General features: G+C 38.1%; 7 protein-coding genes. 5 read left to right on the forward strand and 2 right to left on the reverse strand.

Annotation, left to right across the window (positions count from 1 at the left end):
* Position 1 precedes the first annotated feature (1 nt).
* Together H4J63_RS07960 and H4J63_RS07965 are read left to right on the forward strand one after the other, a co-directional pair.
* A complete protein-coding gene (locus H4J63_RS07960; RefSeq protein ID WP_182195861.1) occupies positions 2-1,003 on the forward strand; it encodes a TniB family NTP-binding protein in 1,002 nt (333 codons plus the stop codon).
* 68 nt (positions 1,004-1,071) lie between these two features.
* Positions 1,072-2,412 carry a P-loop NTPase fold protein gene (locus tag H4J63_RS07965; RefSeq protein WP_182195863.1) on the forward strand — a complete coding sequence of 447 codons (1,341 nt, stop codon included), beginning with the start codon at positions 1,072-1,074 and terminating at the stop codon, positions 2,410-2,412.
* Between the two features lies 1 nt (position 2,413).
* Here the strand turns inward: H4J63_RS07965 and H4J63_RS07970 are convergent, their stop codons facing one another.
* Complete coding sequence (locus tag H4J63_RS07970; protein WP_182195866.1) at positions 2,414-4,003, reverse strand: hypothetical protein; 1,590 nt, start codon at positions 4,001-4,003, stop codon at positions 2,414-2,416.
* A gap of 141 nt (positions 4,004-4,144) precedes the next feature.
* On the opposite strand from H4J63_RS07970, the gene H4J63_RS07975 reads away from it, so the two are divergent.
* A complete protein-coding gene (locus H4J63_RS07975) occupies positions 4,145-4,450 on the forward strand; it encodes a helix-turn-helix domain-containing protein (protein WP_182195869.1) in 306 nt (101 codons plus the stop codon).
* A 267-nt stretch (positions 4,451-4,717) separates the two neighbouring features.
* On the opposite strand, the gene H4J63_RS07980 is transcribed toward H4J63_RS07975, so the two are convergent.
* Positions 4,718-7,516: a hypothetical protein gene (locus tag H4J63_RS07980; RefSeq protein WP_182195871.1), complete on the reverse strand. Its 2,799-nt coding sequence runs from the start codon at positions 7,514-7,516 to the stop codon at positions 4,718-4,720.
* A 1,164-nt stretch (positions 7,517-8,680) separates the two neighbouring features.
* On the opposite strand from H4J63_RS07980, the gene H4J63_RS07985 reads away from it, so the two are divergent.
* Both H4J63_RS07985 and H4J63_RS07990 read left to right on the forward strand, forming a co-directional pair.
* Positions 8,681-9,172: a hypothetical protein gene (locus H4J63_RS07985; RefSeq protein WP_007581840.1), complete on the forward strand. Its 492-nt coding sequence runs from the start codon at positions 8,681-8,683 to the stop codon at positions 9,170-9,172.
* A gap of 63 nt (positions 9,173-9,235) precedes the next feature.
* Positions 9,236-9,829: a hypothetical protein gene (locus H4J63_RS07990; RefSeq protein WP_139047174.1), complete on the forward strand. Its 594-nt coding sequence runs from the start codon at positions 9,236-9,238 to the stop codon at positions 9,827-9,829.
* The last annotated feature ends 375 nt before the right edge of the window (positions 9,830-10,204 follow it).

The following is a 10,204-nucleotide window of genomic DNA, read 5'->3' on the forward strand; positions in this document are numbered from 1 at the left end:
TATGCTGACCGATAAACAAAAAGAAAAACTAAATGAATTTCGCGATGTATTTATTGAATACCCAATAATAAGCACGGTATTTAACGACTTTGACAGATTAAGACTTGGTAAAGGGTTAGCGGGCGAAAAGCCTTGTATGCTTTTAAGCGGCGATACAGGCACAGGTAAAACAGCACTAATAAAACAGTATAAAGAACGCCATTTACCGCAATTTATTAATGGAGTGATGAATCACCCTGTATTAGTAAGCCGTATTCCCAGCAACCCCACATTAGAGTCTACCTTAGCTGAACTTCTTAAAGACTTAGGACAAGTAGGTAGCACAAAGCGCAAATTGCGAGTAAACGGTACTCGGTTAACGACATCATTAATTGAAAATTTAAAAACGTGTGGTACTGAGCTTATAATTATTGATGAGTTCCAAGAGCTAATTGAGCACAACCAAGGTAAAAAGCGCCGCGAGATTGCTAACCGATTAAAGTATATTAACGACGAAGCGGGTGTATCAATTGTATTGGTAGGAATGCCGTGGGCAGAAAAAATAGCAGACGAACCTCAATGGTCATCGCGTTTATTAGTAAGGCGGCAGCTGCCATATTTTAAATTATCAGAAAATCCAAAGCATTTTGTACAACTAATAATTGGCCTAGCCAACCGTATACCATTTACCGAAAAGCCAAACTTAAGTGAGCAAGCAACAGTATTTGCTTTGTTCTCACTATCAAAAGGTTGTTTCAGAACATTAAAATACTTTTTAGATGATGCCGTACTTTATGCATTAATAGACAGCGCAAAAACACTCACAACCAAGCACTTAGTTAAAGCATTTGAGGTACTGTTTCCTGACGTACCAAACCTATTTACCTTGCCCGTTTCAGAAATTACAGCAACTGAAGTTGAGCGCTATTCACTATACAAACCTGAAAGCGCCCTAGATGAAGATCCGTTTATAGCGACCAAGTTTACTGACCGGATGCCGATTAGTCAGTTGTTGAGGAAATAGGTTATACGGAGTCATGAATCTAGATTACTATTATTCGAATATTTAAAAATTAAATTATTAGGGAAAATATGAATAACACATTTGAAAGTCGTGATGAGTTTCATCGTAAGCCTGTAGCAGAAAACATGATTAAACTTTTGAGTTCATCTTTGGATGTATCTCCTATGATGCTTGATGGCAGTTGGGGAACGGGGAAATCTGAATTTTGTCAAAAAACAATTAATTTATTCAAATTAAAGGACACTCACCATTTAATCTATGTAGATGCATTTAAAGCTGATCATGTAGGTGAACCACTTGTCACGCTTCTATCAGAGATAATTAAGTTACTGCCAGAAAAAGAGCAGCCAGGCTTTATTAAAAAAATTATACCAGCTACAAAGTTTGGACTTAAAACAGGAGGAAAAGCTTTTGTTGGACATATTCTTAGGCAAGATTTTGCTAGTGTCGCCGATGATTATGACAAAGATATTCAAAAAGCCGCAGATAAAGCCATTGATGCTACTGTTGAGTCAATTATAAAAGATCAGGTACAAGCTGAAAAAAATTTAACTTCCCTTAAAGATGCGATATCCAAAGTAGCAGAAGAAAAAGCTATAGTATTTTTTGTTGATGAGCTGGATCGGTGTAAGCCTAGCTTTGCTGTAGATGTTCTAGAGCTTATTAAGCACGTATTTGATATCGACAATGTTCAATTTGTATTGATTTCTAACTCTCAACAACTGAGAGCATCAATAAATCATTGCTATGGTGTTGATGTTGACTCTCAAAGGTATTTAGATAAATTTTTAAAATTCACTATTAAACTTAGCAATAAAACAATGCCAAATAGATTTGAACCTATTTTTGCTTCAATGTCTCTATTTGAGCAATTGATACAAAGGAATCAGAATATACGAAGTGATACTTACTCCTCTGTATCAAAACAATTTATTAGATCTATAATTATTAATTTAGAATTGTCCTTACGAGAAGTCGAAACGCTTGTTAGGTATTTAGAGGTTTTACAAGTTTTAACAGACAAAAATGCATTTCCAGCAGGTGGCTATTTAGGGTATACACTATTAAAAACATTGGCAGTTATCATTTATTGTTTCAAGCCCGATTTAGCCAATGAAATAAGTAACTCTAAGTATGATGCTAAAGAGATTGCCAATATCTTAGGAATAAAGAAAGTTAATCCATATCCTGAAGGCCATAACAGACCTTCTGTTCATGAAGTTCTTATGGTCGTTTTAGCTAGAGATTGTGATGTTAATACCGCTGAATTTATTCCAAAAGAAGATCAAGATAGTTGGGACAAAATAATAAATGGCGGCTTTTTTAATTACGGTATAGACCCTGGCTACGCCATTCTAGAGCTTAAAAATACATTCGAAGTATTAGGGCTGCAACCTTGGGGTACTTAATTTATTTGATTGCGGGAGACATTTGTAATCTCAAGTTGTAATTTCTAAAAAAAACACCAGAGATGTTTTCAACAGCAAGTGTCTCCTCAAAAAATGATAAGCAAGTATTTATAATGCTTTCAGGCTTTAGTAAGTGCTCTAATTTACCTGAAACATTCATTTTTTCTGCTTGCTCGACAAAGAGGTTGTAATTATGGGAAAGTGGAAATTCGTTTTTTAATAGCTCAAATATGTATTTTGTATCTATGGGTGTACCTATTGGGTAGCTGTCAATAAACTCTGCTAATTTGCTAAATATTAATATATACCAGCGATCAAACATCCAAAGTTGAGGGTGTGTGTTATTTGTTTTTAATAAAGTTGGATACTTGGGGTTTTTAACATTAAAATTTTCGTTTGAAGCCATATCGCTTTGTGAAGCAAGCCAAATTTTCCATTTTGGGTAATCAATTGAAAAATACCTATCTTGTTCTAATGTATAAACTTCAGCATAGTTTGTTACATGATCTATAAACTTATATTTTTCTAGTTGTTCTTCTTTTTCAGCAATTGCTATAAATTTGGCTCTTTCTAAAGCCGAATCTGGTGGTGTAAAGTTAAGCCATTCGAACTTAAATCGTTTTGATTTTTTTATTCGACCTACGATGATTTGGCCTGAGTCTTTTTTGAGGATATCGGGGGTATCATGTTGAAATAAAAGGGCAACATTTAACACTCGTTCTTGGTTAGAATTATTAAGAGCTACGCACTTCAATAGTAAAAAATGTTCATGCTCTGCTTCAAGTAAAACTTCTTTAAAATTTATACTTTTACTTTTTACTATTTGGGCAGATAAATCGTAATTTTTACCTTTAATATTATGGTTAAATCCAATGTTGTGGCTGGGTATTTTTAGTCGTTGTCGCTTTTTTAAGTTATCAAATTTACGTAGTGCTTGTTTTCTTGACTCTTCAATTTGTTGTCTAATTTTTTTATTCATTTCTATTTGGTTGAGTTCAACTTTTTGATTAATCTCTTCTCTTAATTGATCCTCACACCAACCAAATAACCAATTAGACGTATCATCATTATGCTTAAGCGCACAATTTACATCGGTATAATCAGAATCAATATAAGCAGATAAATCATACTCTAAGGAAGCGATTTTTTCGTCACGGTAAAAGTTGATTTTTTCTGCGGAGCAAGGCGATGTTACCTTGATTTCAACTAATAAATTACCGATATCAGTTTCTAACTTCACATCGGCGATGTATTTGTTATGAATGCTATATTCAAGTTTTGCAGAGTTAATAAAGGCTTTTCTACTAGGTTCAGTTTTGCTGTAACCTTTATGATAAATAGTAATTGCAGGGAGGTTTATTGCTTTAGCCGTTAAAAAATATTCTTGAGCGTACCGATGCAAAGCGGTCATTAAGCATGTTCTAGACTCTTCTTTAGTAGTATGAGCAAATGAGTGAGCTTTTATTTTGCCGCCATTGCGTGCGACTAAAGGGTCATTACATGCGATACAAAAGCAATTACATGCTTTACCATTTTTGACATTATTTATTGAAACAATCTTACCCGAAGCATCGCTAGCAAAAACAAGCATAAAATCCCTTTTAACTCATAAATGTATAGTTTAAGACATTACTAATTAAGTGTATATTTAAAAACTAAAATATCCTTAGTACACTTATGGGTTAGATACTAAGAGAATCTTAGCAAGATATGTTTTATAGCTAAGGTTCACATGGAAACTCCAACACCTTCACGCCTAAAATCTGCTAGAAAAGCAGCAGGCCTTACTCAGCAACAGCTAGGTATGGCATTAGGAATGGAGCCAAACACGGCTAGTGCTCGCATGAACCAATATGAAAAAGGCAAACATGCCCCTGATTTTTTAACTATGAAACGCATTGCTAAAGAGCTAGATGTGCCAGTTGCTTATTTTTATTGTGAAGAAGATACTTTAGCAGAGCTTATATGTGTGCTCGGTACGCTTACAGAAAAACAGCAAAAAAAATTACTAGGGATTTTAGCTGAGAAACAGGATTAGTGGAATAATATGGGTATCAACACAAATCGAGTGCGAATACGCCAAATCTCTTCAAGCTTGAAAGGGCGTTTCACACCAGTAGCATTGTGGTTTAGTTCTGGTTTCATAGTGACCTCTTATTTAAAAGTCAATATGAGGATAGTGGATGTATTACTGATTAGGATTTGGACAAAAATGAGTCAGCAATTTTAGTATTTTAGTATTTCACAGATTCTCAAGCATTGCGATACAGGCTAAAGGCGTAGAGACGCCTCTAGCGCAGTAGTGCTAAAGCAGAGGGCAGAACGACTCCCATGTTTTGGGCTCATGACTTACACCATCAGTTTTTAGTTTAGTTTTTACATTCCTCATACACTTAGGGCAATATCCTATTCGTTTCGGATTGAAAAAATTGCCTGCTCCAGTGAACACCGGTTTGTGCTCTGGATTATGACACTGGAAATAAATTCTCTCCCCACTTTTTATTTTCATCGAGGGTGGAACATCGGTAGCCGCATAGGCTCGCGCTGAATCAATAGATGAATGGCCTAAGAAATCGGCTACCCAAGCAGCGCGTAATTTAAGTCGAGCATCCAAGCTGGGCAGGTTTTTTTTGGTATCAGGTAGTTTTCTTCCATGTGCTGCAGCACATATTAAACATCGACATCGATCATGTTTGGCGTGTTGATCCAAGTAATTGTTGATCTTGGTTTCATAAACCAAAAAATCTGGGTGTGGAATTTGGAAACGCCCAATTTGACTTATTTGCCCGCAGTTCACTGTCAGCTCATTATCAGAGGCAGAAATCATCTTGAGTTGTGGATGGATAGCACGCAAACGTTCTATTCGGCTATCTCGTGCAACCTGAGCTTTAAAATCAGCGCGTGTTTGCGTCTCCGGACTGCAAACACGGCAAGCACTTCTATGATGCTTGATTGCTATTGCATCAGTGCGCCTGCGCCAACCTTCAAGACTGTCTATCTGAACATGACCGTGCTCACATGTTAACTCTAGAAGTAAGTTTGAATTTTTGGTGTTTGCAGTATCACGCCTTACAAACTGATACCAGAGGTCTGGCTCACACCACTCCACTGAATTAATTATTTCCCTAATAGGTCCTTGCCATTGACGTGCACTGGTCAAAACGTTTTGTTCAGAAATGAACTCACCGGGCGATATGCGAGGCGTGTTGGGCTCAATCCTAGTCAGACAATAACCACAAATGAACCCTTTCTCTGACTCAAGCCGCTCAATCACACTACTGAACGTCGATGGTGTTTCGCTTGTTTTGTCACAGCGAGGACAGCATATATTCTCTTTGATTGTCCCCTGTGACAACTGCCTCAAAACAACTGGGTGTATTCTTGCAAGCAGTTCAGGCGACAAAAACTGCTGATATTTTTCTTCTCGCGCGGTTGTCGCACGCACTTGAGTCGTAATTCCACGACACTTTTCGCACCCCTCAGTTTTCCGAGACTCGAGCGATAGCATGTTTTTAACTGAGGTTTCACTTTCCTTCTCGCAACGATGGCAAATGAACTTGATCGTGTCGGTTTGCAAAAATAGACGGCCCTCTTGCTCGTTAACTAAGGAACGTCCATTACCCGCCATAACCTTATGCAATCGACGGGTTAGTTCTTGTGTCTGTATGCGATCAGCATTACGAAAATCATCCCCAACGTCGGCAATGTTTGGGCTTCTGTAAAGCGGCCTTAATTGGTCGGCAAGTTCAGGATGATTTGCTTCCCAACTCACTAGAGCTTTTTTACACACAAGAATAGCCTGGTTTGCGCTCAATGCCTTCATTTTTGAAACTACTAGCAATGGTTGTCCGGCGGCAGAACAAGCTTCTTTTTTTAATCGGTCTATCTTCTTTGTTTCTTCACAATCGTTGTGAGTTTGAACGCCTTGATATTCAGCCCAAATTTGTGTGTATTGGCCATTGGGTAATAAAATACGCTCGCTTACAATATCAATTTCCCGGCCGATGAGTGCTTGGTCAAACATATCCATTAAACCACGCATATCCTGGCGCCATTCGAAGACTTCACCCGAAGCATCGGCTGGAAACATATGCTTGAGCACCACTAATGTTAATAGTTGGCTCCGCTTCTGTGTAGTTAATGTATAGTTTGTTTCTTTTAGGCGATGGTAAGATTGCCAGTTAGAAAGATGCCCGGTCGCTTTTGTATAACAAAAGTAAACCTCGCTCTTAACAGGTAAGCCATCGAAATCTCCGCTTCCCTTGTATAGTTGATTTTCGCGCCCTTGATAGGCAACATACTTCAATACTGCACCAAAGTTAGATGCGTCCTCCGCAACTTCAGCTACCATTTCCTTCGTACGTAGATCGTCCTTGATAAGAGATCTGAGTTGTGCCTCACTCATCACGTCATTGAGTGGCCCTTTTAGCCTTCCTGTGGGCATAATGACATTGGTATAAGCAATGCGATCAAGGCGCTCACCCTCAACTACGTTCACCGTGATGTGAAATTGCCCGTTCTCACTGGATGGACGCACAGATGCTCTTTGCCCCCAAACCTCGCGGGAAAGCGCCTCCAGTTCAGCTGCGGTGTGACCAGATTCAAGTTTAAGTTGCTCTGTCTCATACTCTTGAGCTTTAGCCGCGCAAAACTCGCAATCGAGTAAACTAGTGCCAGTAACGGATTGCGATGGTGCCAGAAGGGCTTTTATTGAACTGTGTTTGATTCGTTTGCTTTCACCACAGGCTAAATGCCGAAAAAGATAAATCGGAGCGCGACCCTTTGCATCAGGTTCGTTAGTACCGTCCTCCTCATGACTCAATATCTCCCAATTAGTCGCATGCTGAGATTGAACGAAGCGCGCACAGAGCCGTTGAGCAATACGACAAACTGGGCATCGCTCAGGGGGAGAAACAGGGTCAGGAATATTGGTTAAATTATCAAAGCTGCAACTAAATGGGCTATTACAGCATTGGCACACCCAAATTATTTTTTCTTTGTTATTTTGAGTGATTGGATATCCGTCGCTAGGAACATACTTGTCGATATATGCCTGAGGCATATCCGTTACCAATTTAGGCTTGAATTGTTTACTTGCAGGCACTCACTGCATCCTCACTGAACACATATTGTTCTCCCTTGAAACACAAAATGAAATGCTAACCAGTTATATAGACGTTCACAACTGCTTGTAGTGAATTGCGCAAAATACTGGATATTGACATCATAGACTTTCGCTAACTATTTGAACTTGCTTTTAATTCTACTCTTTTTTGCGCTAACCAATTTTATAGTGCGCGACGCGCACATCTTTCTGCTGATATCACATTCATGTATTTAATAAATCTACTTTTAACAAATAACGTAATTCGTTGCCAACTATAAATTTTTTATTGGTACTAAAGATATTCAGAAAAAAGAAAATTCTATCGACGTTCATTTTATTTAATATATGCGCGAAAAACATAATTTGGAAATCACTTAACTCTTATTTTAAGCTAACCTTAATGTCTGGCTATCTCTCAAAGCAGATCTTTAGAGTATTTGAGTTAACTCGTAATGGGGCAGAAACGAGTTTGGATTCCCCAGCTTTCACTAGACACCGGCTTATAATCTTAAAGTACAAAACGGAAGTAGACTTCCGATTTCAAGCCTATATTGCCATATTCCGGAAGTAAACTTCCGTTTCTAGGGCTTTGAAGGTAGTTATCGGAAATATACTTCTGTTTTTTGATAGCGTTGTTAACCTAGATAGCTATATGAGCAATTTTTCAGAGTCTTATTTGAGCGATAACCGGCCAGTCAAAAGCGATTAAGCATTACATCATCTTTGATTTATCCATAGCCCTCACTGTTGAATGGCATCTCGCGGTTTAGTTGGTGTGATGAATTTAGATGTGGCGACAAATAAAATAGCGCGAACGAGTTAGCAGCCTTGCTTGCTGCATTAAATCAATGAGTTAACCTGCTTAACTACTCAGGCTAGTCGCGATTGTGCGTGAGAAAAAGATCATTGCTTAACGGCGAAACATTAGGTTTAATAGGTGGATAATAAACGCTGAGTAACGCAGGGATAGCTTAGATACGATAGACACGCCAGTAAAGCTGGCTTGATATCGCTTAGGTCATAAAAAGCAAATTCCCATAGCATAAATAACACCAACTCTGACACACCGAGCAGGTAGCGCCTCAGTCCAACAAGCGATTATGCAACACAAACTGCGTGTCGCATAAATACTAAAATGTTATGGATTAAAGTCGAGTTTGCATGTGTGATTTATTACAAAAATATCAAATTTTAATTGCTGGATTCTTAGGTTTTTCAGGGGTTGTTGTGACAATCTTGGCAAATGGTTTTTTTTCAAGGCAACAGCATAAACGTGAGCTTAATTCGAAAATAGACAGCGTAAGGATTGCTATTCTCTCTGAATTGGAAATAAACCAATCATCATTTGAGACACGAATTGAACAATTGAGCCAGCCGATAAATTCTAATGCTCATATTCCAAAAACTCTTTTTACTGATGTTTATGATACCTTATTAAATCAGGTCGGTTTGCTAAATGACGACCAGGTATCAGCAGTAATAAAGGCATACTTACTCATAAAAGAGTTGCCTTATTTCTTTCAACTATATGCTGATGATTCTAAAGAGGGTTTCGTTATCGTTAAAACAGATAAAAGAAAAGTTATAGCTGAGATGCATCAAATAAGATTAGAACCGATCAAGATGGCAATTTCTAGCTTAAAAAATGCATAATAAAGTCGTAAACGCGGACAAAAAACTGTTGGCTGTTACAACTGCGTTGCCTTTGGAGGAATCGTGGAAAAGCTTTTAAACATGTTTGGTTATTACAAACGTAAAAAGAAAAAAGAATACAAACCAATTCGTTATATTCAATCAGACGAACCAATTGATATTGGTGAAAAATTAAAAGAGCTCATGGTTGAAGGGAATAAATGGGCGAGAGAGCGAAAAAAAGAAGATTATGAACTGGTTGGTATGTTTTTTACTATTGTGCTGCTAATTGAGCATAAGTTGGTCAATCTCCTCAGAGTCATTGATGACGATATCGAAAATAAGATGTTGGGTTCTAAAATAGATGTTTTTAAGGATTTTTTAAAAGTCTACAGACCTGAAGAGGGTGAGGATCTTGAAGATTATCGGAAGTTAATCCAGCCTTTGAATGAGATAAAGAAGTTAAGAAATTCATTGGCTCACGATGTCACTAAACCCAGATTTGAGTATCGAGAACTAATACAAACTGAATTGTACGTAAAAAAACGACGACCTGACATGCATGACAAGTTTAAAGACTGTGAAGATGACAGAGGAAAGTGTTTAGGTCTTCTTGCCACATTTGGTTTTGTACTTTCTTTCGAAATTGCAAAACTGCGGGTAGGTGTAGAGCACTAAGGTTTATAACAAGTGCCTAAACCAAGGGACGCAAAACAGAAGGCTGCGCTCCTTCATTGCTAAGTTTAGCCAGCTATTTTGCGCCTGTTAGGTAAGCGCTATCAATGACCGCTCATGGCACATAGCAGCCAACTAAACTTAGCAGTATTTTTATGGGGTTGACCTCATAAAGCCTATATTTGGTAACTTTATGCCATTATACACTTCAATTTTATGCCAAGTTACACTCCACCTATGGCGCTGTAGCCCTGTCTCTTGATCACAACTTTTCTGTCTGCTGAATTGATATTAACAATTCGGCAGATTCGACCATTTCTGCTAATTTCAACCACCCCTTCCAGAGTGCTTTTACGCCAACTCGACCATTTCTTTTAC

Origin of the sequence: Pseudoalteromonas sp. 5Ae-yellow, from assembly GCF_014077565.1 — a bacterium.
GTDB lineage: Bacteria > Pseudomonadota > Gammaproteobacteria > Enterobacterales > Alteromonadaceae > Pseudoalteromonas.